Origin of the sequence: Bacillus sp. FSL R7-0685 (assembly GCF_038002425.1) — a bacterium.
GTDB lineage: Bacteria > Bacillota > Bacilli > Bacillales > Bacillaceae > Bacillus > Bacillus subtilis.
The window spans coordinates 588,775-615,680 of record NZ_JBBOCN010000001.1; the positions used below are offsets into that span (position 1 = coordinate 588,775).

The window sequence follows — 26,906 nt, forward strand, 5'->3', positions numbered from 1 at the left end:
TCTTAAAGCCCCTTATTGAACGCAATGGTTTCAACTTGTCTTGGGTACGAAATATGCAGAAGCCCGTTTAACAGCTGAATCTGTAACAAATGAGTTTCAGCGGCTTCGGGAAGCTGAATGATTCGCTCAATTTCTCCGTAATACCGTTCACGCAGCACTTCCATTTCGGCTGGAAAAACAGGCGTGATCGTTCCTTTGATCAGCAGCTGGGTTTTAGACAGTAAACGGATCGTTAATTCTTCCTCATACACACCGGGCATTTCCACAATGATAAAATTATATTCCTCATCTTGATAAAAGTCGTAAACAAACGTAGAAGCTTCGGAATCAAAAAAATGTTCCGGGGCTTTATATTTGAGCACATTTGTCCAAAAGTCACTTTGTTTATATTCATTCGTAATCTCAAGCCACTTTCGAATTTTTTCGAAATCCATATGAGATTCTCCTTAAATTTGATTTGAAATCGGCGCAGAAGGGTTTCCGATTTGGTCTTGGTCACTAACGTCTGAATCAATATTTCCAGTGTTTAAAAGTGAAGACGTAGGCGAAAGATCCCCTAAGGAAAAGTTTGCTCCAAAATATTTGCTGTTCGCAGTATGGCTGTTGTGCACAGTCGGACCGACATCTATATTTCCGTTTTGCGTGACGCCGTTGATCTTAATATTTGCGATGTTAATTTGATATGGCATAGACGAAACCCCTTTAATCTAAAATTGGCGGTGGTGCAATCGGAGGAGCATTAACGTTGGATGTATCAGAGTTGCCGATAGATGTCTGGTCATTTACATCAGGATCGTTTAAGAAGTTTTCCATTACGGATTCTGTAGGTGATGTATCACCGAAAGAAGAGTTGGTCCCTTGAGATTTTTGATTGTTGGTAGGGCTGTTATAAGCAGCTTCGCCTATTGTAATTGAACCATTGCCCGAAATACTGTTGATCTTCAAATAATATAGGTTGATTACTGTAGACGGCATCCCATCACACCCTTCCATCTTTCTGTACAGTACATTATGCGCCGCTGCACCCAATTGTTCCTTGCATTTACGGGCAAAACTCTATCTGGCCCCGGAGTGATGCTCAATTATCAGTGAATGAAAAGCCATTGATATAGGAAGCAATGAATTGATTCAGTTATTCGAAATGCATGAGACCTTTTAATAAAGGAAGCTGGCAAACAGGATCAGTTTGAAATCATTGACAATGAAGCTAATGTCATGAAATAATACTCGTTAGTAACATTACTTGCGAGTATTATTTTTGGGGGTGGTCCTCGTTGAAAAGTAAAAAAGGACGTAAAGGGGAAGAAAGCCGGAAACGGTTACTCAAAGCTGCCGCTAATGAATTTTCGATTCGGGGATTCCATGACGCTAAGGTAAGTGAAATTGTAAAAAAAGCTGGGTTCACGCAGCCTTCATTTTACCTGTACTTTCAAAGCAAAGAAGCCATCTTTGAGGAGTTAATCACCGATTTTCACTTCCGAGTAAGAAAGCTGACAGAGTCACTTCTTCTGGAAAACGGATTAAACACGGAGGATGTGACAAAACGGGTGCTGTCTGCTGTGGAATCTGTTTTTCAATGTCTGGCTGAGGACAAGGATTTAACCAAGATCGGCTTTTTTCTCAACCCGGAAGCAAAACAAATGAAAAAAGACTTGGCGATGGTTTTGAAAGAGAACTTAGAAGCAGAACAGCGGCTTGGCTATTTTCACTCTGAACTGGATATGGAAACTGTCGCTGAGTGTTTGGTCGGCATGATTGAACATTTAACCGATTCATTTTTGTTAACCGGAATCAAAGATCCGGCAAGCCTCGCAGCAGAGGTTGTGAATCTTTTGATATACGGGATGCTTCCGAAAAGGAATGACGTAAGATGATATCTATTATTCTGAAAGTCAGTTTGGCAGTTTTTATGCTTGCGGGAGGCATCATAAAGGTAAGCCGCGTTCCCTTTCAAGTTGAGCATTGGCGGCATTATCAATATCCATTATGGTTTCTGACTGTTACTGGCATTCTTGAAATAGCCGGGGCACTTGCTATGACAGCGGGAATTTGGAATCGGAATGCAGCGATTGGAGCAGGTGTTCTGTTTGTCGTTCTCATGGCGGGAGCCATTCATGCGCATATGTTTCGAGCAAGACAATCGGCCATCATGGCGATACCAGCGATGATCTGTTTGATTGTTTCTATCATGATCATCATGGGGAGTTACACGTAAGCTTTTCACTAATGTTTAAGAACAAGCCCATTTGCAGGAAATCTCCTGTTCTTATCGAATAATAGAAAGTCCAGGAATTAACTGAAGCAGTAAAATAGAGATCCATTTCTGCGTTATTCGTCCGGCATCAGCTGGGCTTTTTTTATAAAGGAGGAATACAGGATGGCATTCACTTTGGAAGACATGACTGAGGAAGAGTTCGAAGCCTTTCGCGGGATGTCCGTGCAAAATTTTGCGAAACAAAACATAACGTCAGGAACTTGGACGGAAAAAGAGGCGTTTGAGAAATCGGAGCAGGCATATGAAAACATGATTCCGAATGGGCGAGACAGCAGCAATCATTATTTTTGGAACATCACAAATGACCAAGGAGAAAGAATGGGCTGGCTCTGGCTGTATGCTGATCCATTACATCCGCAAAAGGAAGCGTTTATCTATTCCTTTGGATTGTATGAAGCCTTTCGCGGAAAAGGACTTGCTCAATTGGCGCTTCAAACGCTTGATGAAAGAGCAAGAGAGCTTGGTGCGGAAAGGCTGGCTCTACATGTATTTGCACACAACGAGACAGCCGTCTATCTTTATCAGAAGATGGGCTATGCCATGACCAATATACGTATGCGGAAACAGCTATGCTGAAAAGCCGCTTACGTTACCCAAATACAACATGCCTATCTGGAAGCAGTGGCAGGGTACTATAAGTCATCATTAGAAACATTAAGGTCATGGGAAGGCTTGAACATATAAAGAAAAAAGGACAACAGCAGTTGTCCTTTTCAATGCCGCTTGAACTTTCTCCCTCAGTCTTTTTTGTCTTGATGATCCAGCTCTTTTATTCGTTTCGTAAGCTCATTGAAAGCCTGATCAAGCTCCTTATACCCTTTATCATTTGGCGTCATAAAACTGAGCTTTCCCAGCACTTCTTGTCTTTCTGTCTCAAGCTTTAACCGAAGCTCCTCCCGCTCATTTCTTTCTGAAGGAGCGTCGTTTAACTGCTTTTCGATGCCATTGTTCGAGATGACGAGTTTACTGTTTGTTGTTTTTTCGAGAAAGTATCGGTCATGTGATACCGCCAGCAATGTGCCGCTGTATTGTGATAGTGTTTCTTCCAGCTGTTCGCGTGACGGCAGGTCGAGATGGTTTGTCGGCTCATCTAAAATCAGCACGTCTTTTTCCTCCAGAATATATGCCATCAGCTTGATCTTTACACGCTCACCCATACTCATATGCTTGATCGGTTCAGTCCATTGGGCGGCTGTAAAACCTAAGTGCCTCATCAGATTTTGAACGTGCCCCCTTGCTTTGAATGTTTCATTCTTAAATAACTCTTCCGGTGTTTGTTCTAAAGGCAAATCAAACACCTCCTGCGTTAAATAGCCGATGTTTGCGGACGGCGACACCCATACGCTTCCTTCTGCTGTTTCCTGTCCAAGAATGATGTTCAGCAATGTCGTTTTTCCGCTGCCATTGGGGCCTATGATCGCAACCTTTTCGCCGTGCTGAATCGTAAAGTTTGCGTTTTTAAAGAGGGTCCTTTCTCCAAACGCTTTTGTTACATTCTGAACTTCTAAAAAACGTTTTCCTGTTTTGTGGGTTGTATCGATTGAAAAGCGGACTGTATATTCTGGGGTAACGGGTTCCGCCTTTGCTTTTTCCAGCTCTTTTTCAAGCCGCTTCTGCTTGGATTTTATCTGGGCATCCGTACGCTTCGCTTTTACCCGATGATATTCTTTAAACCCTTCCTTTTTCGTCGATTGAGCATGGGCTTTTTCCGACCAAGAAGCGAGCTCATTCATTTGTGCTTCAATCCGTTCAACCATTTTTTGCTGCTTTTCATATTCACGCTGCTGGGTGAGTCTTTTCTTCTCCCGGAACTTCATATACCCGGAGTAATTCCCTTTGAATTCAATCAGCGTCTGATCCTCAAGCGACCATATTTTTGTTGCGGCTTCGTCTAAAAAATATCGATCGTGAGAAACGAGAATCACCGTGCCGCTATAATGTTTCAGCTGTTGGATGAGAAATTGCAAGCTTTTTTCATCAAGGTGGTTTGTCGGTTCATCTAACAGCAGCAGATCTGCATCCTCTGATAGTCCTTTCGCCAGCCGCGCTTTCAGTTTTTCACCGCCGCTTAACTGATGAAAATCACGAAGAGGCACATGCCATTTCTCCAGTAACTTCTTTTCGGCAGGTGTCTGATCCGCAAAGGAATATGCCGCTGTTTCCTGTTCAACCAAAGCCAGTTTTATATCCTTTCGAAGGATTTGACCCTGGGAAGGGGCTAAGTCATTGTGAATGAGGTGCAGCAGCGTAGATTTCCCAGCGCCGTTTTTGCCGATAATCCCAATGATATCTCCTTGCTGAACACTGGCATTTATATTTTTAAAAACAGTCAGATCCTTCACTTCATAGCTAACGTTTGTTAATGTTACGATCTCTTTCATCCATATCCCTCGCTTTAAAGGGAGAATAAAAAAATCCTCCCAAATGTGTTGGAAGGATTAGCCGTGCCTGTGCATGATCAAATAAGCTATTTTTTATAAATAGCAGGTCGTATATATAGAAAATGGGCAGACTAATCCTATTTTTTGATTTGAAATATTGATTTCAAACGGTAAAAATAAGATTAGTTAATCATTGTCCACCCATCATCCCTTCTTGTTTTGATTACAAACACTATAGCATACCTTCAAATTCAAAAGCAAAGGTCATTTTCATCAAAAAAACTCCTGCTCTCATTTTTGAGGCAGGAGTTTTGAGTCTTATTGATGCTTCGCTTTTCTCACTTTATAAATCACAATCAGCAAAATAAACCAAACCGGTGTGACAAATAAGGAAACACGAGTATCCTGTGCCAGTGCCAGCACAACCAGAACAAACGCCAGGAACGCAAGAATCAGGTAATTTGTAAACGGATAAAGCGGAAGCTTAAACTTGTTTGTTTTCGCTAATTCAGGTCTTGTTTTGCGGTATTTCATATGGCAGATGACCGTAATTCCCCAAATGTAGATAAAGCATACGGTTGAAATACTTGTGATCAGGGTGAATACGCCTTCTGGCATGATGTAGTTTAACGTAACACCGATTAAAATCACGATAGCTGAAAAGAATAAAGCATTTCTAGGCACTTTACGCTGAGTCAGTTTCGCCATTGACTCAGGCGCATTGTGATCTTTCGCCAGGGAATAGACCATACGGCTTGTACTGAATACAGCGCTGTTGCATGCTGAAGCAGCAGATGTCAACACAACAAAGTTGATAATACTTGCAGCCCCGACGATGCCAACCGCGACAAATACTTGTACGAATGGGCTTTCGCTGGGATTGATGACATCCCAAGGATAGATGCTCATAATTACGAGAAGAGCCCCGATATAAAAAAGCAGCACACGGACAGGAATATTGTTGATCGCCTTAGGGATTACTTTTTCAGGATTTTCTGTTTCACCGGCCGTAAGCCCGACAAGCTCAATGCCGACAAAAGCAAACACAACCATCTGGAACGAGAGGATAAACCCGTGCATGCCATTCGGGAACAGGCCTCCGTGGCTCCAGAGATTTGTGAAGCTGGACACTCCTGAGCTTGTGGAAAAGCCTTTGAAAATCATCACAAGGCCAATGACGATTAACGCCAAAATGGCAATGACTTTAATCAAAGCAAACCAAAATTCTAATTCTCCAAACAGCTTGACTGTCGCCAGGTTCATAATCAGTAAAATAATTAGAGCGATTAAGCCAGGCACCCATTGCGGCACACCCGGGAGCCAATATTGAGTGTAGAGCCCGACTGCTGTCAGATCAGCCATCGCAATGGAAATCCAGCAGAACCAATATGTCCAGCCGGTGATAAATGCTGCCATATCGCCTAGGTAGTCTTGTACAAAATCCACAAAAGAGTGATAGTTCAAGTTTGATAACAGCAGTTCACCCAGCGATCTCATAATTAAAAAGCAAATGATCCCTGTGATCATATAAGCAAATAAAATCGAAGGTCCGGCAAAATGAATCGATTTGCCCGAGCCGAGAAATAAGCCTGTCCCAATGGCTCCGCCAATGGCGATGAGCTGGATATGCCTGTTTTTCAAGCCTCTCTGCAACGTTTGCTGATTTATATTGTCTTTCGTCATGTCGTCTGTCACTTTATGTGTTCCTCCATTGAAAATTGTTTATTGAGTCAGCAATCTATTTTTAATGATTATTATAACACTAAAATTTCTATCTTTTTTACTAAAAAAGGATTGATGAAAAGAATTTTAATGTGATTTGGACTATTTCCCGAAAAAAGCGGCTCCATTTAGGGAGCCGCTTTTTTATGCTTTTTCAGTTTTTGTCATAAACAGGTAGAGCCCGTAATCTGTCGGTGCGGATGCGTAGCCTGCCTGCCGCAGCATTGCTGTGATATTGCCGCGGTGGTATGTCCCGTGGTTGACAACGTGGGGAAGCAGTTCGGAAACAGTTGTTTTCATGATTCCGCTTGAGGGATTTTGAATCTGGAGTGGCTTATTGAGCTGTTCTTTTTGCTGTAAAAATAGTATATAGCGCTCGGATAACCTCAGAAAAAGGTCTTCCATTTCCTCTATTTCTTTAGCCTCTGTCTGTTCTTTAAGCTGTTCAGCTAAAGCCAACGCATCGCTCAAGGTTTTGCCGGAAAACACTTCAATCCAGCCGAGATCAGAAAGATAAACATGAGACAATACATGGGATATTGACGGAAACACGCTTTGAATTTCTTGATGGTATATCTCTTTTGGAAGCTCTTTTAATCGGTTGAATATTTGTTGATTGGCCCAGACGTTATATTCATACAATTTGAATGCAAAATCTGACATGTTAAAATTCCCCCTTTCGTGTGTATAGCTTCCATTATACACGAACGTGAGTTCTTATGTAGAGTGCTCGAAAATAAAATTTGTTGACATATATAGTTTAGAGGAATAAACTAAATGACATTGAACATAAAGTTTAGCGGGGTAAACTATAATGAGGAGGGGAAGATATTGAATGAACAAAAGCTATGTCAGGCGATAAACCTGTTTGTGGAAGTCCTGCTTGAAGGGACAGAATTTGTGCATCGTGAAATCAATCAGGATGTCTTCAAGCATATCTCAAGGGAACAGGCAGACCTGTTGAAAATTTTAAAAGTCAAGGGCCCAACCTCTCCCGGCAGCCTGGCCATGTACCAAAATGTACATAAGAGCGCGATCTCTAACAGACTGAAAAAGCTGCTCGAAAAGGGATTGGTTCAATGGGACGACTGTCCGGCAAAAAGTGATAGGCGCTCTAAGCTTATTAACATTACACCCAGTGGTGAACACATACTAGAAGAATTAGATTCTGCCATCTTTAACGCGCTCAAACCGCTGATTGATGATATAGATGAGGAACACTTACATTCCATCATCGAGATATTCACCATTTTAAAAAGCAAATTTAAAGGAGGAGATTCTGCCGAATGAGAGCAATCATCAAATTCAAGTGGGCAATTGCAGCCATAGTATTAGCACTTACCGTCGTTTTGAGTTTGTTTTCTCCGAACTTAACGGAGCTGGCCAATCAAAAGGGGCAGGCCCAGCTTCCCGCTGATGCTGTTTCAGAAAGGGCAAACGCCATTTTAAAACAAGCGGGAGAAGACAATAATTCGATCAGTGTCGTCTTTACGTTAGACCATGCTCTAAAGAAAGAAACAGAGAATCAGCTTCGGATAATGATCGATAAAATCAAAAAGATCGACGGTGTAGAAGAGGTAACATCTCCTCTGTCAGCGGAAAAAGAAGTCAAAGACCAGTTGATGTCTAAAGACAAGAAAACCGTTCTCATGCCTATCACGATTACAGGTTCTGATAAAAAGGCGGAAAAAATTGCGGACGAGATTTATCAAATCGTTCCTGATGATTTGACGGCATATATTACGGGAGCTTCCCTTATCAACCAGGATTTCGCTCACAGCTCAGAGGAAGGGCTTAAGAAAACGGAAGTGATCACAGTCTGCCTGATCATCGGTTTACTGTTGATCGTGTTCCGATCTGTTGTGACGCCTTTTATCCCGATTGTGGTTGTCGGTTTTTCTTATCTGATCAGTCAATCCATACTGGGCATCCTTGTATACAATGTTGATTTTCCTATCTCGACGTTTACGCAAACCTTCTTAGTCGCGATCTTGTTCGGCATTGGAACAGATTACTGCATACTGCTTCTTACACGATTCCGTGAAGAATTGGCAAACGGGCATGATAAAAAAGAAGCGGCGCTTACCGCTTACCGCACAGGGGGAAAAACCTTATTTATCAGCGGATTTGCGGTATTGATCGGATTTTCCGCCTTAGGATTTGCGAAGTTTGCGATTTTCCAATCCGCAGTAGGGGTAGCAGTCGGTGTGGGAATTTTAATGATCATCCTCTACACACTGCTGCCATTATTTATGGTGACGCTGGGTGAAAAATTATTCTGGCCTTCTAAGAAAGTGCTGTCACACAGTGATAACAAACTATGGGCGTTTCTCGGCAGACACTCCGTTGCGCGTCCGTTTCTGTTCATTGTCATCACGGTGGTGATTACGCTTCCGTTCATCTTGACCTATGATGACCAGATTTCATTCGACTCAACTGCGGAAATCAGCAGCGATTATAAATCTATAAAAGCTCTCGAGGCCATTAAGGATGGATTCGGGGAAGGAAAAGCGTTCCCGATCAATGTTGTCGTAAAAGGAGACAAAGATCTTACAACAGCTGATACAATCCCCTATCTAGGAAATATCAGCAAAGCGATCGAGAAAGTTGATCATGTTGACTCTGTTATGACCATTACGCAGCCGACTGGTGAAAAAATCAAAGATTTATATATTGATAACCAGCTAGGATCGGTTTCAGACGGGCTGGATAAGACGGTGAAAGGGATTGCAGATGTCCAAAGCGGATTAACGGATATAGAAAACGGACTGAATCAAATGGCAGGGCAAACCGGCTCGGCCTCAAATGGAGGGTCTGGCGGTTCACTGGGCGATGCGGCAGATGGCTTGGGCAAAATCAATCAGCAGCTGCAGCTCGTGAGCAAACAGATTTCCCAAACCGGCAATACCGCACAGACCGTGCAGCAGCTTACGGCAATAAGCGGACAGCTTGGCCAGATTCAAACCGGCCTTGAACAAGCGAACCAACAGCTCTCAGGCCAGCAGGCACAAGCTGGAACGCTGACAGAAAGCCTGAAGAAGCTGTCCGAAGGTGTGAGGAGCGCAAATCAGGGCCTGACGAAAGTCTCTGACGGTATTACAGCTTCCAGTGATATGTTAGAGGATATGAGCAAAAGTCCAACTGTAAGAGATACAGGCATATTCATTCCTGATCAAGTAATGAAGGACAAAGACTTTAAGAAGTCAATTGACCAGTATTCCTTTGCAGACGGAAAAGGTGTTCAATTAAGTGTCGTTCTGGATTCAAATCCGTACTCAGAACAAGCTATTACGACAATAAACCAAATCAAAAAAGCTGTAGCAAACGAAGTTGACGGCACTCCTTTGGAGGATGCACAGATCGTATACGGCGGGGTCACGAGTATGAATGCGGACTTAAAGGAGCTGTCCACAACGGACTTCTCCAGAACAATGGTGATTATGATTATAGGCCTGTTTATCGTGTTAACCATTTTGTTCCGCTCAATGATCATGCCGATTTATATGATCGCGTCATTGCTGCTGACGTACTATACGTCGATATCCATAACAGAATTAATTTTTGTAAACGGCTTAGGAAACGCGGGTGTCAGCTGGGCAGTGCCATTCTTCAGCTTTGTCATCTTGATCGCGTTAGGGGTAGATTATTCAATCTTCTTGCTGGATCGATTTAAGGAAGAGGTGCACCTTGGCATTGAGCAAGGTGTCGTCAGGTCAATGAGCAAAATGGGATCTGTCATTATTACAGCTGCCATTATATTGGCCGGTACGTTCGCGGCGATGATGCCTTCAGGCGTCAATACACTGATGCAGGTGGCAAGTGTTATTATCATCGGGCTCTTGCTTTACGGCCTTGTCATACTTCCGCTTTTCATTCCGGCAATCATTGCAACTTTTGGAGAAGGAAACTGGTGGCCGTTCGGAAGGAAGAAAGGAAAAGAATAATCGAGAGAAGAGTGATGAATGGTCATCACTCTTTTTTCATGACTAAACGACTAACTTCAGACGTGTTACCCGAAAAAGGTCAGACGATCAAACGGCGGCTGTACTTAAAAACAAAGAGCCCGGAAAACATTCCTAGGCTCTTTGTTTTATTTCCATTCTGCAATTGTATCAATCGGCAGACGGTAGGAAGCATAGCCTTCGTCTGCTGCTTTTCCGATAGAGAGTAGCATGACTGGTACATAACGTTCTTTATCTAATCCGAAGGTTTCCGCGATGTTTTCTTTATCGTATCCGCCGATCGGGTTTGTATCGTAGCCATGCGCGCGTGCAGTCAGCATCAGCTGCATGGAAACGAGACCTCCGTCAATCAGGATCGTTTCACGGTTGACCTGTGCCGGAAGCTTTTCAAAATGTGCGGTCAGCGCGGCGATTTGTCTGTCTTTGACCTCCTGCGGCATGTAACCAAGTTCCACGGCTTTTGAATAGATTTCTTCTAAGTAGTCTGCATTGTTCATGTCTGCAAATACAGCGATGACAGCAGACGATGTTGTGACCTGTGTTTGGTTAAAGCTTGCAAGCGGTGCGAGCTTTTCTTTTCCTTCCGGGCTGTCAATGACAAGAAAACGCCATGGCTGCGCGTTAACAGAAGATGGCGCAGTTGTTGCTTCCTCTAAGATCTCTGTCATTTCTTCTTTGCTGATTTTTACTGCCGGATCATAGTTGCGAATAGAACGGCGGCCTTTCATAATTTCCATAAAATCGTTTGTTTTGATCATGTTGATACACTCCTCTTAAGCTTCGATATTATTTATATTGTTTCGCATGCGCGCCAGCACATCAATGAGCAGGCGGCGTTCTTCTGCGCTTACATTTGCGAGCATTTCCTTCATGAAACGCTCCTTTTCCTTCTTAGAAGACTCAATTCGCTCTCTTCCTTGGTCTGTTAACCGAACAAGGGTGATGCGGTTGTCCTCGGGCTTGCGCCGCCTTGATACCATGCCTTTGGCTTCCAGCTGTTTCAGGTGTCTGGTAACGGCTGCGCTATCGATATTTACTTTCTTTTGAAGGTCGCTTTGACTGATCTCATCTGCATGATAAAGCAATGTCAGCAATTCCAAACGAGATTGGCTGATGCCCGTGCATGCCTCGAACTTCACGCCAATCACCTTGTTCACGCCTTGCAGCTGATATAAAATCTCGGCTTCCTCTGAACAAAATGACGCCAAAACCCATCCCTTCTTTCCTGTCAAAACCATTAATTGATATATCAATGATTGACACGTCAATTAATATACAACGATTGATTTCATCTTGCAAGCCATTTGCACTCTAGAAAAACCTCCCAGCGTATAAAATTCGCTAGGCTAGAACTTAGATAAAAAGCTGGCCGCTTCTTCAGATGATGCTGGTCACGATGATTCTCTGCATCATTCCCATTTATAGGTGTTCGGAATATCACTTTGCCGAGCCCATGCTCAAGCGGCTTTCACAGGCTGAAAGTTATGATACAATATACAAATGTTTCACAGCTTCAATCCATAGTTGGAGCTGACATCCATTATATAAGGGACTAGGTTGAAGGGAAGGTTTGATAACATGCTGCACAATCCAACTGGAAAAGAACGCTTGGCACTAGCGTTTCTGCTCGGCATGCTTGCTATATTGGGCCCGCTTAATATAGATATGTATTTGCCAAGTTTTCCTGAAATCGCGGAAGATTTATCAGCAAGTGCTTCACTTGTTCAGTTAAGTTTAACAGCCTGTCTGGTCGGACTTACGATCGGCCAGCTGATTGTCGGGCCGGTCAGCGATGCGCAGGGAAGACGAAAACCGCTATTAATCTGTATTTTTTTATTTGCGTTATCTTCTCTGTTTTGTGCACTGTCGCCCAATATAACAACTTTAGTGGCTGCGCGTTTTTTACAGGGCTTCACTGCTTCTGCAGGGCTTGTGCTGTCTCGCGCAATCGTCCGCGATGTGTTTACCGGAAGAGAGCTTTCTAAATTTTTCTCGCTGTTAATGGTCATTACCGCGGTGGCGCCAATGGTTGCGCCTATGACAGGCGGTGCCATTTTGCTTTTGCCGTTCGCAACGTGGCATACAATTTTTCACGTCCTCATGATCATCGGATTTTTACTCGTTCTTCTGATTGCATTGAGGTTAAAAGAAACGCTTCCGCCGGAAAAACGGATTCCAAGCTCAATCGGAACATCTGTCAAAACGATGGGCAGCCTGCTGAAGGATCGATCCTTTATGGGGTACGCGTTAACTGTCGGATTTATTCACGGGGGAAGCTTTGCATATGTGTCTGGTACGCCTTTTGTATACCAGGATATCTACGGGGTGTCTCCGCAGGTATTTAGTATTCTTTTTGGCATTAACGGGCTGGCGATTATATCGGGCAGCTTTATCATCGGACGCTTTGGCGGAATCATTCATGAAAAAAGCCTGCTTCGTATAGCGGTCATTACGGCTATGATTGCGACGGCTGTGCTATTAACCATGACCATGATTCACGGTCCTCTTGCTACATTAGTCATATCCATTTTCATTTACATGATTACGATCGGCATGGTTCTAACCAGCACGTTTACCTTGGCCATGGAAAAGCAGGGGCACCGCGCCGGAAGTGCAAGTGCGCTGCTTGGGATGCTCCCGCTGCTCCTCGGTTCAATCGTGTCACCGCTTGTAGGCATTAATGAGACAACAGCCGTTCCGATGGGAGCCATCATGTTTGTGACAGCTGTCATCGGCTCACTGGCGTTTTTTGGATTAACGAAAGAACGAGTAGGGCAGAATTCATAAAAAAACCTGACATGACGTCAGGTTTTTTGTTTTATTTAGAATAACAACAGCAGGCCTGCAATCGCCGGAGTCAAAAAGATGGCTGATTTCAAAACCACCTTTGGCATGAGGTTGGTGAATTTCGCGCCTACATAGGCACCGCACATTGTCCCGACCAGAACTTTGACAAGCAAAACGTAATCAACAAAACCTTCTGTGATATATCCGATGCCTCCACCTACAGCCAGAGGGATGATCACAAGCATCGTCGTTCCGACAGAATGGCGAATGGACAGATTCAGCATAATCATTAAACCGATTTGAATAAAAGGTGCCGATCCGATGCCGAATGTGCCGGAAAGAACGCCGGCTGCAATTCCTAAGATGACCGCTCTCGTATACGTTGAAAGAGTGCTTTGATTCACTTGAGCCTTCTCTTTTAAAATAAATAATCTGATTAAAATGAGAATTGCTGATAAAAATAACATTCCAGCCGTCAAATAATGAAGCAAATCAGCCGGAATAAAAGATGTCAGCTTGGCGCCGAAAAATGAGCCAACCGCAGCAAAGCCTCCGACTATTAAGCCGATTTTCATTTGAATGTTGCCCTCGCGATAGTGGCTGTATGCCCCTGATAAGCTTGTAAAAGCCATGCCGGCAAGCGAAGTGCCTAAAGCCGTATGAATAGGGATATGGAAAAGAAGCGTTAAAAGGGCAATGACAAAGCCGGCTCCACCGGCGCCAATAAAGCCTAAAATAATTCCTAGAAGAAACATAACAAGAATAATGAGCATATTTTTTCCTCCATTGAAAAGATGTAAAAATGTAATCGTGCGCTATTCTGGCGGAGGTATGGTGTCCTATTGACGACGAAAAACACGCCGTTTTTTCAGTTGCCAGTGGTCCGTCGACCGTCGTTCAGCAAACATATCGTACCTCAAATTCTGGGATCTGACAAGGCAGTTTGTTGCTTCCCATTACCATCTGTTATATGATTTTGATGAAGAAAAGCCCTTGAATATATTCAAAAGAGGTATTATATATGGACGATTTTAAATTAGATAAGCCGACTCCCTACTACCTGCAATTTTATAACCAGCTAAAAAAAATGATCTTCAACGGGACTTTTAAGCCTGGGGAACGGATAAACGAAACACAGCTGGCGAAAAGCTTTGGCGTCAGCCGCTCTCCGATAAGGGAAGCCATGCGATTGCTTGAGAAAGACGGGTTGTTAAAAGCGGATGACCGAAATGGATTTTCGATCACGTCATTAACGGCAAAAGATGTAGATGAGATTTATAAAATCAGAATTCCGCTGGAGCAGCTGGCAGTCGAATTAGTCATAGACGAAGCGGACGAAGAAGAGCTGACCATACTCGAAAAACAGCTTGAAGAAACAGAGAAAGCGATTCACAACGGCACGGAAGATACGGAAATCATTCGTTTAAACCAAAAATTTCATGAGCTGCTGGTTGATTTCAGCCATAACAGACATTTGAAAAATTTGCTTGAGCATGTAAATGACCTGATTCATTTTTGCAGAATCCTTAATTATACCGGCGACCACCGTGCAGAAACGATACTACGTGAGCACCGCAGGATATTTGAAGAAGTGAAAAAGAAAAACAAAGAAGCAGCCAAACAACATGTGCTGGCTCATTTCAATCATGACTGTGAGCATTTGAAGCATGTGCTTGAAGAAGGTAAAGAGAATTGATTTGTATGATCCGGTACCAAGGGAGAGCAGAACCCTTGGTATTTTTTTATGTATTCACCACATATCTAAGAGGCCCCGTTAATAAGATTTTATGATGGTTTGACTAACGAATAATGGGGGTTAAATATGTTTATCCATATCGTCGGGCCTGGTGATTCTTTGTTTTCGATAGGCAGAAGATACGGTGCTTCTGTTGATCAAATACGGGGTGTGAATGGTTTAGATGAAACGAATATCGTGCCGGGGCAGGCTCTGCTTATCCCTCTTTATGTATATACAGTCCAGCCGAGAGATACGCTTACCGCCATTGCAGCTAAAGCGTTTGTGCCATTAGAGCGACTGCGAGCGGCCAATCCGGGCATCAGCCCAAATGCTTTACAAGCGGGAGCAAAAATAACGATTCCTTCGATCTCAAATTACATTGCGGGAACGTTAAGTTTTTATGTGCTCCGAAACCCAGACCTCGATCGGGAATTAATCAATGATTATGCGCCATACTCGTCTTCGATTTCAATTTTCGAATACCATATTGCACCGAACGGCGACATTGCAAACCAATTGAATGATGCGGCCGCTATTGAGACAACTTGGCAAAGACGAGTCACGCCGCTGGCAACAATAACGAACCTTACATCAGGAGGCTTCAGTACGGAGATTGTTCACCAAGTGCTAAACAATCCGACAGCGAGAACCAATCTGGTCAACAACATTTATGACTTAGTTTCCACAAGGGGATATGGCGGTGTCACAATCGATTTTGAGCAGGTGAGCGCCGCGGATCGCGATCTTTTCACTGGATTTTTACGCCAGCTGAGAGATCGACTTCAGGCGGGAGGGTATGTGCTGACGATAGCTGTTCCTGCAAAAACAAGTGATAATATCCCATGGCTGAGGGGCTACGATTACGGGGGGATAGGAGCGGTTGTCAATTATATGTTTATCATGGCTTATGATTGGCATCATGCGGGAAGTGAGCCGGGTCCTGTAGCGCCGATTACTGAAATAAGGAGAACCATTGAGTTTACGATTGCGCAGGTGCCGAGCAGAAAAATCATTATCGGAGTCCCGCTCTACGGGTACGACTGGATCATCCCGTACCAGCCGGGCACAGTTGCTTCAGCGATTTCAAATCAAAACGCAATCGAAAGAGCGATGAGGTACCAAGCCCCGATACAATATTCAGCCGAATATCAATCACCGTTTTTCCGGTACAGTGATCAGCAGGGGCGGACGCATGAGGTATGGTTTGAGGATGTCAGAAGCATGAGCCGGAAGATGCAGATCGTCCGTGAATACAGATTGCAGGCTATTGGCGCTTGGCAGTTAACGCTGGGCTTTACGCCGGGCCCATGGCTTCTGCGGAAATTTTTTACGATCAGAAAAGTGTAAAAAAAGACACCAGAGCTTGGGTGTCTTTTTTTTGATTAAGTCCAGAGCAGCAGAATAGTTCATTCATTTGTACCTTGCATGGGTTGTGTTCCCATTTTACGATTAGTAGTAGTCTGATCAAACAAAGAGTCAGAATACGATTTGAGAGGGAGTTGTCTACATGAAGACAGTATTGATTTTGAATTTTCCTGCGGAAGGCCATGTGAATCCTACTTTAGGCATTACGAAAGCGTTTTCCGATAAGGGATATGATGTCCATTATATATCCACTGAAAAATATAAAAAACGATTAGAAGCAGCGGGAGCAACGGTCCATCTTCACCGGGATCTGCTGCGAACGACACCTATTCATGTCGGTTCGCCCAATGGCATTCTTGATTTCGTGAAAATCCATATCAAAACGTCATTGGACATTTTACAGATTGTCAAAGACTTATCTAAGAGCATTCAATTTGATTTTGTTTATTATGATAAATTCGGCGCGGGGGAATTGGTGAGGGATTACTTAGATATTCCAGGGGTCTCTTCATCGGCGTCTTTCCTGTTTGGCGAGGAGCATCTGAAAATCCTGCCGCTGCATCCGGAGTCTGGAGCGCCGCTTGAATTGGATCAAGAGTGCGAAGACCTTTTGGCAAAAATGAAAGAAACGTACGGTGTTGCCCCGAAAAACCTGGTTCAATTCATGAACAATAAAGGGGAATTGAACGTAGTGTATACAAGCCGTTATTTTCAGCCAGAAAGTGATCGTTTCGGGGATGAATGTCTATTTATCGGGCCGAGCTTTCCAAAGAGAGCGGAAAAAACAGATTTCCCGATTGAACAGCTAAAAGATGAGAAGGTCATTTATATTTCAATGGGGACTGTACTGGATCATACAGAGGATTTCTTCAACCTTTGTATTGATGCATTTTCAGGCTTTAACGGAAAAGTCGTCATCGCTGCCGGAGAAAAAGCGGACCTGACCAAATTAAAGCAGGCGCCGGAAAACTTTATCATTGCTCCGTATGTCCCTCAGCTGGAAGTGCTGGAGCAATCGGATGTTTTCATTACACACGGCGGAATGAACAGCGTAAACGAAGGCATTCATTTCAGCGTGCCACTGGTTGTCATGCCTCATGACAAGGATCAGCCGATGGTGGCGCAGCGTCTCTCTGAACTCCATGCAGGCTATGTCATCTCTAAAGATGAAGTCAATGCCCAAATATTAAAACAGGCCGTAGATGAGGTTTTGCGCAACGATCAGTATACGGCAGGCATTAAAAAAATCAATCAAAGCTTCAAAGAATGTATGGACATGGAAGAAGTGATGGAGCGGATTGATGAGTTGATTCGCCAAAAAAACAAATAAGAAAAAGAACTCCCGTACCTTGTACGGGAGTTCTTGATTTAAAACTTGATTTTGATTTTTTGAGCATCACTGATTTTCTTATGGTTATGGTCAAAGACGTCACTTGTCGTGATTTCGATCCACTTGATCTCTTTTGTTTTCTTCTCAGCATCCGCGGCCTTATCATGAGCATGGCCGCTTGATGCGTTCACAATAAAGCCGAGATTTCCGGACTTTTCGGCGCCGCCTTCCAATTCGCCGTTTAACTCTTCAAGATAAATATCTTTGTTCCAATCAAAGGTTTCACCCGTATTTGTTTTCATCAATGCAATCGGCGCAACATTTACTTTTTTTGTAGAGGTGTTCTTGATATCAACGAAAACCTTAACGAAATCAAACTCTTCATCGTGTGTTAACTCATGAAAGTAATCAATCATGCTGTAGTCCGGGCGCAAGTGGATCAGCTTCATTTCTTTTACTGTTAACTCCACGTCGCCAATTTTATAGGTTTTGTTCACTTGTTTGATATCTTTTAAGACAGCTTTTCCTTTATCATCTGAAAACGTTTGGCCGACCTTATGCAATGTCCGGTCATCAGTTACCTGGGAATTAGGCTGATAATCATCTGTGCTGTCCTTCTGGGATGAAGTGCTTTGCGGCTCAGCTTTTACTGTTTTCTCCCCGCCTGCATGCTGTTTTTCAGTACTGGCGTTTGATGAGCAGCCCGCAAGCATGATAGCAAAAACGAGAATTGAAAGAATTCTTCTCATGATGATTCCTCCATTAAAAAGAGATCCCGTTACTTCATACAAGCAACGGGACACCTTGTATTCTTTTACTTATCGTTAATCTTAATGTTGTATTGTAAAGCCTTGAAAACATTTTTGGCGATTTCTGTATTGTCGATTTGGCCGGCAAATGTCTCACTAGACGGACCGTATGCATAGACGGGAACATCTTCACCGGTATGTCCGCCTGTTGTCCATCCAGTGTGAGAGCGTTTATTAAAGATGTTCTCGATTGCGTTATCGATATCCAGTACTTCCTTCGATTTTGCCGCTTCTTCAACAGATTGAATTTCGGCTTTTGTTAAAGCCAATTTCTTTTGATCGATATATGTTTTCAACGTTTTTTCAACATCCGCGCCGTCAGCGATCTTTTCTGCCATAAAGTCTGGTGTGCGCTTTGCGGCTTTAATGGGTTCACTGAACCAGTTGTAGATGCCGTCCGCACCGATGGAATATCCGCCGGTTGAGTGGTCAGCCGTTGCGACAACCAATGTGTGCTTGTCTTTTTTAGCGAAATCAATAGCCGCCTTATAAGCTTGTTCGAAGTCTTCCATCTCGCTCATGGCGCCAACGATATCATTGTCATGGCCCGCCCAGTCAATCTGGCTGCCTTCCACCATGAGGAAGAATCCGTCTTTATCCTTGTTTAATTTTTTAATGGCTGTGTTTGTCATATCTTTAAGTGATGGAATATCCTTCGTACGGTCAATCTTTTTAGGCAGGCCGCCGTCAGCGAATAGGCCGAGAACTTGGCTGTCTTTGTTTTTCAGCATGTCCTTGCGATCATCCACGTAGCTGTACCCCGCCTTTTTGAATTCCTTAATCAAATTACGGTCCTTACGGTCAAAATTGCTCTTTCCTCCGCCTAGAAGGACATCAATTTTGTGCTTGCCGTTGACCATCTCATCAAAATAATCATCCGCAATTGAGTTCATATTTTTTCGGCTGTGGTCGTGTGAACCAAAAGAGGCCGGAGTGGCGTGTGTAATTTCTGAAGTGGCCACAAGTCCTGTTGCTTTTCCTTTTTCTTTCGCAGCTTCAAGCACCGTTTTGGCTTCTGACCCGTCGTTATCAACGGCTATGGCATTATTGTATGTTTTAATTCCCGCAGACATAGCCGTTGCCGCCGCTGCAGAATCCGTTACATTTTGTTCAGGATCATCGGGGTAAGTTGTTTGCTGGCCGACAAGATACTGATCAAAAGCCGTAGGCTCCACAACTTTTGTCTTTTTATTATCCTTTAAGTATCGATAAGCAGACGTATAAGACACACCCATACCATCACCAATCAGAACAATAACATTTTTAATTTCGTCTTGGTTCCCCTTTTTCTTTTCCTGGGCGCTGGCTTCAGGCACACTGCCGCTGGCTAAGCTGCTGAACGCAATTGATGATAAAACCGCGATAGGCAGTAATTTCTTCGGGAATTTTTTCAACTGGATAACCTCCTAAATATAGATGAATCTCAATGACAACCCAATTATATTTTTAAACTGTTAAGCTAGTATTAATCGATTTTAAAGATTGGATTTACAAGAATAATGAACTGGCACCCTTAAATAATGGTTATTCTTTTATGAGAAGTTTTAGAAGGAAAGAGCGATAGTACTAAAGAAATAAATTGGAGGAATAGATACTGGCCGTGGATAGGCGGACTGAAATCTGCTATAGTCGCATAGAAGCAACCCGCTTACATCTTGAACAATTTAAAGTATTACGTTGGAAAGAGGTATTGTGTAAGCACATGTCTGAGCAGTTCATATGGAGTGGCATCATTTTATTTTAGGAGGGAACAACATGGACGTTTTTTCTGAGTACTTAGCGGGGATTGCTGACCCGTTCCACCGAGAAAGAACGGAAGAGGTGTTAACTTGGATAAAAAATAAATATCCAAATTTACATACAGAAATAAAATGGAATCAGCCGATGTTTACGGATCACGGTACATTTATTATTGGCTTTAGTGTTTCTAAAAAGCATTTAGCTGTCGCTCCTGAAAAAGTAACGATAGCGCACGTAGAGGATGATATTGTGAAGGCCGGATATGATTACACCGAGCAGCTGATACGTATCCCTTGGAATGGTCCAGTTGATTACACGCTACTTGAGAAAATGATTGAGTTTAATATTCTGGACAAGGCGGAATGCTCCACTTTTTGGCGAAAATGAAGGAAAAAGGCATAACATATGAGCTGTATAAAATATGTTACGCCTTTTCATTTGTCTATTTTTCGTTTTGATCATCTATTGCTGCTTTTCTTCAAACAAGGTCATTTCATTGAGCGTAAGCTGGCTCGCAGAATAATGATTACCTTGTTTCCATTTCACTTCAATCGTAATATCATGGCCTTCAAGCTCATGTTCATCTAACCGCTCTAAAAAAGAAACGGACTTTTCCTTTGCGCTTCCATCACGATAAGTGCCTCCAGCATAATCATGCATCGGGATTTCCGTGTCAGAACTCAGCAGAATTTCATCATCCTTTTTTACAATCAGTGATTCCAAATAAGTGTTGTCTGTTTCATGTGGTTCACCGATCCAATAAAGTTCGCCGCTGTATTCATTCGGTGCATCTTCATTTTTTTTGAAAACAGCTTCCCAATTCTGGTCTTTGCTTTCTCCCTGCCAATTCGGATACTCCAAACGAACATGATGAATCAGGTGATAGGAAAAAAAGATCAAGCAGAGAGCGATTAATAGGAATGCCGTGAAAATGAGAGGGTATTTATAATGACTGGACATAAAAGACTCCTATTCGTTTAATCAATTACCTTCGAAAATAGAATTTCATCCCGAATCAAAATGCCGTTTTCAGCCACCTCGGAAATCTCCGGCTTGAGTCGGCGCGCTTTTTCAACTGCGTTCGGAAACACTTCGGCGAATTGATAGCCTCTCTTTTGATAAAACGCCATCGCATGTACATTATCATTCGTTGTGATAAGCTTTATTCGTTGACAATGTGCATGTTTAGCCGTCTCTTCAACCTGCTGAAGTAAAGCTGTGCCGATTCCTTTATTTTCAATCATACTATCTAATGAAATAATTTCACAATCTTTCCCATCTATTGTGTATGTAATACAGCCAATGATTTCGCCGCTTTCATTTACTGCGGCAAATCCATCTAATTCATCACACCGAAAAATGCCGCTGGAAATCGCCATCTCGGGTGTACCCCAATGCTTGGCAAAAAAATCGGTCAACATCTGTTTCGCTATCTCATTGTTTGGGATGATCATCATCATAACACTCCTCTATTGAAAGATTGCATATGTACTATCAATATAAACAATATATAACAAAAAAAATAGATGTTGAGGTGACGGCATGGAAATCAGCGATGTTATTTACGGGCACCACCATATAGACGGAGTGCTGGAAGAGCTTATCAAAAGCGCGCCTGTGCAAAGATTAAAAGGGATCTATCAAGGCGGAGCAAGCTTTTTAGTCAATCGAAGGTGGAATGTGACCAGGTATGAGCACTCCATCGGCGTAATGCTCCTCATCAAAAAGCTCGGAGGAACGATAGAAGAACAGATTGCAGGTCTGCTCCACGATGTATCACACACAGCTTTTTCTCATGTGGTTGACGTTGTCTTTGAAAATCAAGCAGAAGACTATCATGAAAACATCTTTCAACAAGTCATTGTTCACTCTGAAATCCCGGACATTTTACAAAAACACGGCTATCATACTGAAGAACTTTTATCTGACGATTCAAGGTGGACATTGCTCGAACAGCCCGCACCGGAGCTGTGTGCTGATCGGACAGACTATACGCTGCGTGATATGTACCGATATGGACACATTAACCTGCACGAAGCGCAAACCTTTTTGGATCATCTTATTGTGAGAAACGGAAGGATGTTTCCTGATAGTATTGAAGCCGCCGAATGGTTTGTCAGTGTGTACTACAAGGAAGTAATTGATTTCTTTTTGAATCCTGTGAATGTATATGGATATGAATATTTAGCGCGAGCATTGAAGGCAGCGCTGCGGCATGATGTCATATCTGCAGAGGATCTGCTGAAAACGGACCAAGAGGTACTGAACATCCTGCGTGCATCAAAAAATGAAGAAGTCCTGAGCTTGCTTACATCCATTCATCCCGGCATACAAGTAATAGAGGATGACATCCAGTACGATTTCCATCAAAAGAAGAAAATGCGCCTAATCGATCCATCCATTTTTCTTGATGACAAATGGATCAAATCCTCAGGTGTTTCTGAAAAGGTGAGGAAAATGGGTGAGGCCGCTTATCAAAAAGCAAAAAAAGGTGTGTATATAAAAATCTTAAAGCAGTAATTGCCGCCTGACAGCGGCTTTTTTTATGTTTGGCTTTGCAAACAAAGGGGAATAGGACAAACTGCGGAACGCTTTATGAGAATATCAGCGTATTTACATACCGTTCGGGGGTATAGTATTATCGAGAGGGCATGTTTTCATTGTCTGCGGGCAAAAGTTACAGGAAAAAAATGAAGCAAAGGAGAATGAACATGAAAATCTCTAAAAATGCACTGGGAATTCTGATGTTATCTCTTGTTTTTGTTTTATCAGCATGCGGCAATAACAACAGTACGAAAGAAAGCACACATGACAATCATTCAGACTCCTCAACACATGAAGAGATGGACCATTCCGGATCAGCTGACGTTCCAGAGGGATTACAGGAATCTAAAAATCCGAAATACAAAGTAGGCAGCCAGGTAATCATCAATACTTCTCATATGAAAGGCATGAAAGGTGCCGAAGCTACGGTAACAGGCGCCTATGATACAACGGCGTATGTGGTTTCTTATACTCCGACTAATGGGGGACAGCGTGTGGATCATCACAAATGGGTGATCCAAGAAGAAATCAAAGATGCTGGAGATAAAACGTTACAACCCGGAGATCAGGTGATTTTAGAGGCTTCTCATATGAAAGGCATGAAAGGAGCAACAGCCGAGATCGACTCCGCGGAAAAAACAACTGTATACATGGTTGACTATACATCGACAACAAGCGGCGAAAAAGTGAAAAACCACAAATGGGTCACCGAAGATGAGCTTTCAGCTAAATAATAAAAAATCCTCCTTTTACAAGGAGGATTTTTTTGCTGTTTGAACAGGTCTTGTTAAAGAAATGAAAGCAAACAGGACAGCGATGATCACAATCGATCCGCCGCACCATGCCGTTGACACCACAGTACCCGTCTGATCCAAAACAACACCGCCAATGGCTGAGCCAAGGGCAATTCCGACTTGGAGGGCCGATGTGTTAAAGCTTTGCTGAATGTCAGACGAATCAGGTGCAATTTCAATTAAATAGCTTTGCTGAGCCGGGGCGAGGCTCCAGCTCAGAAGACCCCAAATCACCATGACAGGCAAAAAGAAAATCATAGACGATGTAGACAGCGGCAGTAAGAACATAATGATGGCAAAGGAACCGGTCACCAGCAAAATGCTCTTAAAGGAACCAAGCCGGTCAGATAGCGCTCCTCCGAAAGGGCCTCCGCATACAGCAGATATCCCGAAAAGGAAATAACAAATGCTGACCCAGAAAGAGCTCAGGTGAAGAGTCTCTTCTAAAAACGGCGCAAAGTAAGCGTAAAGCGTGTAGTGGCCAGCTAATGTAAACATCGTGACGAGGTGTGAACTCGCGATTTTCAGATTACCGATCGTCTTGAGTTGTTCCCGGAAAGGAATCATTTTCTCCGCCGGTATTCTTTCAAAGAAGATTGAAATAATCAGCATGGAGATCAGTGCCAACAGGCCGATGCCAAGGAACAAAATCCGCCACCCGAAGGAATCGCTAATTAAGATTCCGAGCGGCACGCCTAATGCGATAGCAGAGCTGAATCCCATAAAAATAATTCCGATTGCGCGGGCTCTGTATTCAGGCGCTACAATTTTCGGGGCAATTGTTAAAGAAAGCACAACAATCAGCCCTGTACTCATTGCTGCCAATACCCTAGATACCATCAGTGTTGCGAAATTAGGGCTGAAATAGGCGACAAGATTGCTAAGGAAGAAAACAAATAAAGCAATTAGATATAAGCGCTTCCGCTCAATCTTCGCAGTCAATGCCAAAAGCAGCGGCCCAGATACTGCATATCCCAGCGCAAACACACTGATCAGCTGTCCGGCTGAAACAATGGAAATGTCTAAATCATTTGCGATCTGAGGAAGAATTCCCCCCACAATTAACTCAACCAATCCGACTGCAATCGTAGAAGCTGCAAGCAGGAAAACTTTGAAATTCATAACAAACTCCTTTACTTAAATGTTTTGATAAATAAAAAAAATCCTGATTACAAAAAATGTCATAAACAAATTTTGTAATCAGGATTTTACGGTTCCTGGTAGACACCCTCAAACCATATTATTGAGGTTATACAAGTGATAATAGCTATTTAATTGATTCGTTTCCGTTGATGAGTGTACCATATTATGAATGAATCTTCCATAGAAAAATTTACAAAATGATGAACCGGACAAGCATATGATTATATTTATTTTACAAAAGTATAGACATTTAAAAATAAATGACTATAATAATCGGTGTAAGCGTTTTAATCACAAGGGGGGATAGCAGTTGAAAAAAATATTACTCGCGTGCAGTTCAGGAATGTCTACCAGTTTATTGGTGACAAAAATGAAGGAATACGCACAGTCTATTGGTGAGGAAGCAGAGATTTGGGCTGTTGGCCAGGATAAAGCAAAAGAAGACATGAGAAAAGCGGATGCCGTTTTGATTGGTCCGCAAATGAGCTTTCTGAAAAGCGAACTCCAAAAAGAAGCGGATCAATACAACATTCGGGTTGAAGTCATTGACATGATGGCCTACGGAATGGCAGATGGGAAAAAAGCGTATGAGCAGGCATTGTCCTTAATGGTGAATCAATAATGGAACAGATGAAAATCACGAATTTAACAGACGAGCAAATCAGTTTTCAGCTAATCCTGCACAGCGGAAATGCCCGAAGCTGCATCATACAATCACTGCGCGCCTACAAAGAAGGGAACAAGGACGAGGCTGATGCCCTCATTGCCAAGGCTGAGCATGATTTATCCGCGGCCCATGACATTCACTTTCAAATGATACAGAAGGAATCCGGCGGAGAAGCAACAGCTTTTTCATTGCTGCTTATGCATGCAGAGGATCATCTGATGTCAACATTATCCATGAAAGAATTAGTGAAAGAGATGCTTGATCTCTTTAAAACCAAGAATCTATAAATAATCGGGGTGGATAGGGTGTTCGAGAAAATCAGCCAATTCCTTGTTCCAATTGCAGGGAGGTTAAACAATAACCGCTATTTGCAAGTGCTGCGTGATGCATTTATGCTGGCTTTCCCGCTGACGATATTCGGGTCCATTTTTGTCGTGTTAACGAATTTGCCGTTTCTAAACAAAATCATGAACGCCTCAATGCTTACGTCGTTTCAGTCTCATTTCGGCATTGCCTCCACGGCGACAATGGGCATTATGTCTGTCTTTGTTGTGTTCGGGATAGGCTATTACCTGTCGAAAAGCTATCAGGTCGAAGCTGTATTTGGCGGAGCGATCGCTTTGGTTTCCTTTTTGCTCTTAACGCCATTTATCGTTCAGCCGGAAACAGGTGATGCCATTACAGGGGTTATCCCGGTCGATCGTCTCGGTGCAAAAGGGATGTTTCTTGGGATGATTACGGCATTTCTTTCTGGCGAAATTTACAGAAGAATCGTTCAAAAAAACCTGACAATCAAAATGCCAGCCGGCGTTCCGCCTGCTGTAGCAAAATCATTCGCCGCACTTATTCCGGCTTTTATCACATTGACTGTATTTTTGCTGATTAACGTAATGGTGACTCTGTTTTTTAAAACAAATATGCACGACGTCATTTATCATGCGATTCAGGCTCCGCTTGTCGGACTTGGAAGCGGTATCATTCCAACACTGATTGCCGTGTTTTTCATTCAAATTCTTTGGTTTTTCGGACTGCATGGACAGATCATTATCAACTCCGTGATGGACCCGATTTGGAATACACTGCAGGTAGAAAACCTTTCTGCTTACACGGCGGGAAAAGAAAGCCCTCATATTATTTCAAAACCGTTTATGGAGATTTATACAGTAGGGATGGGCGGAACAGGGATGACGCTTGCGATTGTGTTTACCATTCTCATATTCATGAAAAGCAGGCAGATGAAGCAAGTATCAAAACTTGGCCTCGCTCCCGGTATTTTTAACGTAAACGAACCGATTATCTTTGGGCTTCCGATTGTCATGAATCCGATCATTATTGTGCCTTGGGTGCTGGCACCGATGGTTGTTACGCTCGTCACCTATCTGGCTATGTCAGCCGGGCTCGTTCCGCCTCCAACTGGTGTGACAGTGCCGTGGACGGTTCCATTATTCATTAATGGCATCATGGCGACGAACTCAATCATGGGGGGCGTGATGCAGCTTATCAATCTGCTGATTGTCTTCGTGATCTGGTTTCCGTTCCTAAAAGCAATGGATAAATTAAATCTGGCAAAAGAAAAAGAACAGGCTGTGCAGGAGACAGCTGCTCAGCAAAATGATAACAGCATAAAAATGTGACATAAGGGGAGAGAG

Annotated in this window: 29 protein-coding genes and 1 riboswitch; of the genes, 15 read left to right on the plus strand and 14 right to left on the minus strand. The window is 43.1% G+C overall.

The window, feature by feature from the left end; genetic code table 11:
• Window positions 1–2 precede the first annotated feature (2 nt).
• From cotP to MKY50_RS03145, 3 genes are read right to left on the minus strand one after another with little or no spacing between them, the layout of a single operon-like run.
• Window positions 3–434: a spore coat protein CotP gene (gene cotP / locus MKY50_RS03135; RefSeq protein ID WP_015715315.1), complete on the minus strand. Its 432-nt coding sequence runs from the start codon at window positions 432–434 to the stop codon at window positions 3–5.
• A 12-nt stretch (window positions 435–446) separates the two neighbouring features.
• The gene (locus MKY50_RS03140) at window positions 447–689 is read right to left on the minus strand and encodes a spore germination protein (RefSeq protein ID WP_003234151.1); all 243 of its coding nucleotides are present in this window, start codon (window positions 687–689) and stop codon (window positions 447–449) included.
• A 13-nt stretch (window positions 690–702) separates the two neighbouring features.
• Entirely contained in the window at window positions 703–975 is a 273-nt protein-coding gene (locus MKY50_RS03145; RefSeq protein ID WP_003243854.1) for a spore germination protein, read from the minus strand.
• A gap of 299 nt (window positions 976–1,274) precedes the next feature.
• Between MKY50_RS03145 and MKY50_RS03150 the strand changes: the two genes are divergently transcribed.
• The 3 genes from MKY50_RS03150 to MKY50_RS03160 all read left to right on the plus strand — a co-directional run bounded on the left by MKY50_RS03150 (window position 1,275) and on the right by MKY50_RS03160 (window position 2,851).
• Entirely contained in the window at window positions 1,275–1,874 is a 600-nt protein-coding gene (locus tag MKY50_RS03150) for a TetR/AcrR family transcriptional regulator (protein WP_317680259.1), read from the plus strand.
• Entirely contained in the window at window positions 1,871–2,215 is a 345-nt protein-coding gene (locus tag MKY50_RS03155) for a DoxX family protein (RefSeq protein ID WP_015715317.1), read from the plus strand. The genes MKY50_RS03150 and MKY50_RS03155 overlap by 4 nt, the downstream gene beginning before the upstream one ends.
• Before the next feature lie 162 nt (window positions 2,216–2,377).
• Entirely contained in the window at window positions 2,378–2,851 is a 474-nt protein-coding gene (locus tag MKY50_RS03160) for a GNAT family N-acetyltransferase (RefSeq protein ID WP_003234145.1), read from the plus strand.
• Between the two features lie 161 nt (window positions 2,852–3,012).
• Here MKY50_RS03160 and vmlR read toward each other — a convergent pair whose 3' ends face one another.
• The 3 genes from vmlR to dinB all read right to left on the minus strand — a co-directional run bounded on the left by vmlR (window position 3,013) and on the right by dinB (window position 7,041).
• Entirely contained in the window at window positions 3,013–4,656 is a 1,644-nt protein-coding gene (vmlR, locus tag MKY50_RS03165; protein WP_341116141.1) for an ABC-F type ribosomal protection protein VmlR, read from the minus strand.
• 318 nt (window positions 4,657–4,974) lie between these two features.
• Window positions 4,975–6,351 (minus strand): amino acid permease, encoded by a 1,377-nt coding sequence (locus tag MKY50_RS03170; protein WP_014475969.1) that lies wholly within the window; start codon window positions 6,349–6,351, stop codon window positions 4,975–4,977.
• 171 nt (window positions 6,352–6,522) lie between these two features.
• On the minus strand, window positions 6,523–7,041 hold the full coding sequence (dinB, locus tag MKY50_RS03175) for a damage-inducible protein DinB (protein WP_003234141.1): 519 nt from the start codon (window positions 7,039–7,041) through the stop codon (window positions 6,523–6,525).
• Between the two features lie 168 nt (window positions 7,042–7,209).
• On the opposite strand from dinB, the gene MKY50_RS03180 reads away from it, so the two are divergent.
• Window positions 7,210–7,668: a MarR family transcriptional regulator gene (locus tag MKY50_RS03180; protein ID WP_015252707.1), complete on the plus strand. Its 459-nt coding sequence runs from the start codon at window positions 7,210–7,212 to the stop codon at window positions 7,666–7,668.
• Window positions 7,665–10,322 (plus strand): MMPL family transporter, encoded by a 2,658-nt coding sequence (locus MKY50_RS03185; protein WP_341116142.1) that lies wholly within the window; start codon window positions 7,665–7,667, stop codon window positions 10,320–10,322. Before MKY50_RS03180 ends, MKY50_RS03185 begins: the two co-directional genes overlap by 4 nt.
• 146 nt (window positions 10,323–10,468) lie before the next feature.
• Here the strand turns inward: MKY50_RS03185 and MKY50_RS03190 are convergent, their stop codons facing one another.
• Entirely contained in the window at window positions 10,469–11,098 is a 630-nt protein-coding gene (locus tag MKY50_RS03190; protein WP_003234135.1) for a nitroreductase family protein, read from the minus strand.
• 15 nt (window positions 11,099–11,113) lie between these two features.
• Complete coding sequence (locus MKY50_RS03195; protein WP_341116143.1) at window positions 11,114–11,608, minus strand: MarR family transcriptional regulator; 495 nt, start codon at window positions 11,606–11,608, stop codon at window positions 11,114–11,116.
• A gap of 310 nt (window positions 11,609–11,918) precedes the next feature.
• Between MKY50_RS03195 and MKY50_RS03200 the strand changes: the two genes are divergently transcribed.
• Window positions 11,919–13,127 (plus strand): MFS transporter, encoded by a 1,209-nt coding sequence (locus MKY50_RS03200; protein ID WP_014475975.1) that lies wholly within the window; start codon window positions 11,919–11,921, stop codon window positions 13,125–13,127.
• A 35-nt stretch (window positions 13,128–13,162) separates the two neighbouring features.
• On the opposite strand, the gene MKY50_RS03205 is transcribed toward MKY50_RS03200, so the two are convergent.
• Window positions 13,163–13,900, minus strand: a complete 738-nt coding sequence (locus tag MKY50_RS03205; protein WP_003234130.1) for a sulfite exporter TauE/SafE family protein — start codon at window positions 13,898–13,900, stop codon at window positions 13,163–13,165.
• Between the two features lie 248 nt (window positions 13,901–14,148).
• Here MKY50_RS03205 and MKY50_RS03210 point away from each other — a divergent pair, with 248 nt between their 5' ends.
• The 3 genes from MKY50_RS03210 to MKY50_RS03220 all read left to right on the plus strand — a co-directional run bounded on the left by MKY50_RS03210 (window position 14,149) and on the right by MKY50_RS03220 (window position 17,560).
• Complete coding sequence (locus MKY50_RS03210) at window positions 14,149–14,823, plus strand: GntR family transcriptional regulator (RefSeq protein WP_003234129.1); 675 nt, start codon at window positions 14,149–14,151, stop codon at window positions 14,821–14,823.
• A gap of 126 nt (window positions 14,824–14,949) precedes the next feature.
• Window positions 14,950–16,212, plus strand: coding sequence for a glycoside hydrolase family 18 protein (locus tag MKY50_RS03215; protein ID WP_003234126.1), 1,263 nt, complete (start codon window positions 14,950–14,952; stop codon window positions 16,210–16,212).
• Window positions 16,213–16,372: 160 nt separating this feature from the next.
• Window positions 16,373–17,560, plus strand: coding sequence for a macrolide family glycosyltransferase (locus MKY50_RS03220; protein ID WP_003234124.1), 1,188 nt, complete (start codon window positions 16,373–16,375; stop codon window positions 17,558–17,560).
• A 38-nt stretch (window positions 17,561–17,598) separates the two neighbouring features.
• Here MKY50_RS03220 and MKY50_RS03225 read toward each other — a convergent pair whose 3' ends face one another.
• Together MKY50_RS03225 and phoB are read right to left on the minus strand one after the other, a co-directional pair.
• Window positions 17,599–18,309, minus strand: coding sequence for a membrane lipoprotein lipid attachment site-containing protein (locus MKY50_RS03225; protein ID WP_003244238.1), 711 nt, complete (start codon window positions 18,307–18,309; stop codon window positions 17,599–17,601).
• Window positions 18,310–18,374: 65 nt separating this feature from the next.
• Window positions 18,375–19,763 carry an alkaline phosphatase PhoB gene (gene phoB / locus MKY50_RS03230; protein ID WP_003234119.1) on the minus strand — a complete coding sequence of 463 codons (1,389 nt, stop codon included), beginning with the start codon at window positions 19,761–19,763 and terminating at the stop codon, window positions 18,375–18,377.
• Window positions 19,764–20,124: 361 nt separating this feature from the next.
• On the opposite strand from phoB, the gene fra reads away from it, so the two are divergent.
• Window positions 20,125–20,496, plus strand: coding sequence for an iron chaperone frataxin (gene fra, locus MKY50_RS03235; RefSeq protein WP_069322410.1), 372 nt, complete (start codon window positions 20,125–20,127; stop codon window positions 20,494–20,496).
• Between the two features lie 75 nt (window positions 20,497–20,571).
• Here the strand turns inward: fra and MKY50_RS03240 are convergent, their stop codons facing one another.
• Together MKY50_RS03240 and MKY50_RS03245 are read right to left on the minus strand one after the other, a co-directional pair.
• Window positions 20,572–21,069: a YdhH/YoaO family protein gene (locus MKY50_RS03240; RefSeq protein WP_038428430.1), complete on the minus strand. Its 498-nt coding sequence runs from the start codon at window positions 21,067–21,069 to the stop codon at window positions 20,572–20,574.
• Window positions 21,070–21,086: 17 nt separating this feature from the next.
• On the minus strand, window positions 21,087–21,569 hold the full coding sequence (locus MKY50_RS03245; RefSeq protein WP_192858230.1) for a GNAT family N-acetyltransferase: 483 nt from the start codon (window positions 21,567–21,569) through the stop codon (window positions 21,087–21,089).
• Between the two features lie 82 nt (window positions 21,570–21,651).
• On the opposite strand from MKY50_RS03245, the gene MKY50_RS03250 reads away from it, so the two are divergent.
• Together MKY50_RS03250 and MKY50_RS03255 are read left to right on the plus strand one after the other, a co-directional pair.
• Window positions 21,652–22,629: an HD domain-containing protein gene (locus tag MKY50_RS03250; protein WP_069322413.1), complete on the plus strand. Its 978-nt coding sequence runs from the start codon at window positions 21,652–21,654 to the stop codon at window positions 22,627–22,629.
• Window positions 22,630–22,769: 140 nt separating this feature from the next.
• Complete coding sequence (locus MKY50_RS03255; protein ID WP_082200996.1) at window positions 22,770–23,387, plus strand: YdhK family protein; 618 nt, start codon at window positions 22,770–22,772, stop codon at window positions 23,385–23,387.
• 15 nt (window positions 23,388–23,402) lie between these two features.
• Here the strand turns inward: MKY50_RS03255 and pbuE are convergent, their stop codons facing one another.
• A complete protein-coding gene (pbuE, locus tag MKY50_RS03260) occupies window positions 23,403–24,569 on the minus strand; it encodes a purine transporter PbuE (RefSeq protein WP_003234105.1) in 1,167 nt (388 codons plus the stop codon).
• Window positions 24,570–24,624: 55 nt separating this feature from the next.
• Window positions 24,625–24,724, minus strand: a riboswitch (purine riboswitch).
• Window positions 24,725–24,900: 176 nt separating this feature from the next.
• On the opposite strand from pbuE, the gene MKY50_RS03265 reads away from it, so the two are divergent.
• The 3 genes from MKY50_RS03265 to celB are packed head-to-tail and all read left to right on the plus strand — an operon-like array spanning window position 24,901 to window position 26,891.
• Window positions 24,901–25,212 (plus strand): PTS sugar transporter subunit IIB, encoded by a 312-nt coding sequence (locus tag MKY50_RS03265; protein WP_014475989.1) that lies wholly within the window; start codon window positions 24,901–24,903, stop codon window positions 25,210–25,212.
• Window positions 25,212–25,544, plus strand: a complete 333-nt coding sequence (locus MKY50_RS03270) for a PTS lactose/cellobiose transporter subunit IIA (RefSeq protein ID WP_003234101.1) — start codon at window positions 25,212–25,214, stop codon at window positions 25,542–25,544. The genes MKY50_RS03265 and MKY50_RS03270 overlap by 1 nt, the downstream gene beginning before the upstream one ends.
• Window positions 25,545–25,562: 18 nt before the next feature.
• Complete coding sequence (celB, locus tag MKY50_RS03275) at window positions 25,563–26,891, plus strand: PTS cellobiose transporter subunit IIC (protein ID WP_341116144.1); 1,329 nt, start codon at window positions 25,563–25,565, stop codon at window positions 26,889–26,891.
• Window positions 26,892–26,906 lie beyond the last annotated feature (15 nt).

Excerpts from the sequence above, each read along its gene's own strand:
- MKY50_RS03215 (WP_003234126.1), top strand. The coding sequence starts at position 14,950 with ATGTTTATCCATATCGTCGGGCCTGGTGATTCTTTGTTTTCGATAGGC.
- MKY50_RS03270 (WP_003234101.1), top strand. The coding sequence starts at position 25,212 with ATGGAACAGATGAAAATCACGAATTTAACAGACGAGCAAATCAGTTTT.
- MKY50_RS03225 (WP_003244238.1), bottom strand. The coding sequence starts at position 18,309 with ATGAGAAGAATTCTTTCAATTCTCGTTTTTGCTATCATGCTTGCGGGC.
- MKY50_RS03210 (WP_003234129.1), top strand. The coding sequence starts at position 14,149 with ATGGACGATTTTAAATTAGATAAGCCGACTCCCTACTACCTGCAATTT.
- MKY50_RS03160 (WP_003234145.1), top strand. The coding sequence starts at position 2,378 with ATGGCATTCACTTTGGAAGACATGACTGAGGAAGAGTTCGAAGCCTTT.
- MKY50_RS03145 (WP_003243854.1), bottom strand. The coding sequence starts at position 975 with ATGCCGTCTACAGTAATCAACCTATATTATTTGAAGATCAACAGTATT.
- MKY50_RS03190 (WP_003234135.1), bottom strand. The coding sequence starts at position 11,098 with ATGATCAAAACAAACGATTTTATGGAAATTATGAAAGGCCGCCGTTCT.
- MKY50_RS03250 (WP_069322413.1), top strand. The coding sequence starts at position 21,652 with ATGGAAATCAGCGATGTTATTTACGGGCACCACCATATAGACGGAGTG.
- MKY50_RS03185 (WP_341116142.1), top strand. The coding sequence starts at position 7,665 with ATGAGAGCAATCATCAAATTCAAGTGGGCAATTGCAGCCATAGTATTA.
- fra (WP_069322410.1), top strand. The coding sequence starts at position 20,125 with ATGGACGTTTTTTCTGAGTACTTAGCGGGGATTGCTGACCCGTTCCAC.
- MKY50_RS03200 (WP_014475975.1), top strand. The coding sequence starts at position 11,919 with ATGCTGCACAATCCAACTGGAAAAGAACGCTTGGCACTAGCGTTTCTG.
- MKY50_RS03240 (WP_038428430.1), bottom strand. The coding sequence starts at position 21,069 with ATGTCCAGTCATTATAAATACCCTCTCATTTTCACGGCATTCCTATTA.
- pbuE (WP_003234105.1), bottom strand. The coding sequence starts at position 24,569 with ATGAATTTCAAAGTTTTCCTGCTTGCAGCTTCTACGATTGCAGTCGGA.
- vmlR (WP_341116141.1), bottom strand. The coding sequence starts at position 4,656 with ATGAAAGAGATCGTAACATTAACAAACGTTAGCTATGAAGTGAAGGAT.
- MKY50_RS03205 (WP_003234130.1), bottom strand. The coding sequence starts at position 13,900 with ATGCTCATTATTCTTGTTATGTTTCTTCTAGGAATTATTTTAGGCTTT.
- MKY50_RS03140 (WP_003234151.1), bottom strand. The coding sequence starts at position 689 with ATGCCATATCAAATTAACATCGCAAATATTAAGATCAACGGCGTCACG.
- MKY50_RS03245 (WP_192858230.1), bottom strand. The coding sequence starts at position 21,569 with ATGATGATGATCATCCCAAACAATGAGATAGCGAAACAGATGTTGACC.
- MKY50_RS03220 (WP_003234124.1), top strand. The coding sequence starts at position 16,373 with ATGAAGACAGTATTGATTTTGAATTTTCCTGCGGAAGGCCATGTGAAT.
- MKY50_RS03155 (WP_015715317.1), top strand. The coding sequence starts at position 1,871 with ATGATATCTATTATTCTGAAAGTCAGTTTGGCAGTTTTTATGCTTGCG.
- cotP (WP_015715315.1), bottom strand. The coding sequence starts at position 434 with ATGGATTTCGAAAAAATTCGAAAGTGGCTTGAGATTACGAATGAATAT.
- dinB (WP_003234141.1), bottom strand. The coding sequence starts at position 7,041 with ATGTCAGATTTTGCATTCAAATTGTATGAATATAACGTCTGGGCCAAT.